This is a genomic window from Priestia sp. P5_B4 (genome assembly GCF_056400385.1).
The window spans coordinates 1-915 of sequence record NZ_JBFULJ010001199.1; the positions used below are offsets into that span (position 1 = coordinate 1).

Below are 915 nucleotides of genomic sequence, written 5' to 3' on the forward strand. Positions count from 1 at the left end.
CACTATATGAAACCCTTTCTTCATTCTGTGCGTCAGATTGAAAATCAGCCGTTTCAATCGGTAAAAGTTGAACATGAGCTCATGAGAGGCGATCAAATAAAAAAACAAGATAGCCGTGCTATATCTTTTGTCCGAACCCACCCTACCTATCTTGCACCTTCAAGCAGGGGGATTAAAATTAATCGAAATATAAAAGTAGTACCCACAAAAGCGATTGGCACCAGGCATGTGTCTACCTATGATAATCTGGAAAACCAAAGTGTAAAATGGATGATGACGCAGCTGTATCATAAGCTAACTGCCCTAATTGACAAATTGATAGAAGATAGATATGTAAAAAAAGAAGCCGTATCGGCTCTAGAAACTAATCATGCCGAATTAAAAAGACTGTTAAATAATGCGTTTTGGCAACGGGTGAAGACCCTACAAGCTTCAACTCTTCCTCCTACACTGCGTACGGCACCCCGCTACCGGGAAGCAAGCAGATACTTTATGTTCTTAACGCGAGGGTTGGCTCTTAACGGAGAGTTTTACCACCTTTCATTAAAAGATATCGCAACTCTCTATGAATACTGGACGTATGTTAGTCTTTTAAAGAAGTTGCAAACTTACGGCAAACGGATAGAACAAAACATCATGACAACGACAGAACAAGGGTTGAACGTCAGGATGCAGCCGTCTTATCATCGTTTTCAAGTGGGGAAAGCAGAAGTCACGCTATGGTATCAGAAAGCATACCATCATACTCATACCGTTATTCAAAAGCCGGACTTACTGCTTGAAGTAAAGCAAGGGGAGAAAAAAAGTGTATATCTTTTTGATGCTAAGTATCGTATCAAACCAAATCACGATACGCCTTCACCTAGAGAAGAAGATATTAATACCATGCATCGTTACCGAGACGCTATTGTAGAG

General features: G+C 40.5%; 1 protein-coding gene. It reads left to right on the forward strand.

The window, feature by feature from the left end:
* A partial coding sequence (locus AC1DRF_RS29920) for a DUF2357 domain-containing protein (protein ID WP_477742564.1) occupies positions 1-915 on the forward strand: 915 nt, incomplete at both ends.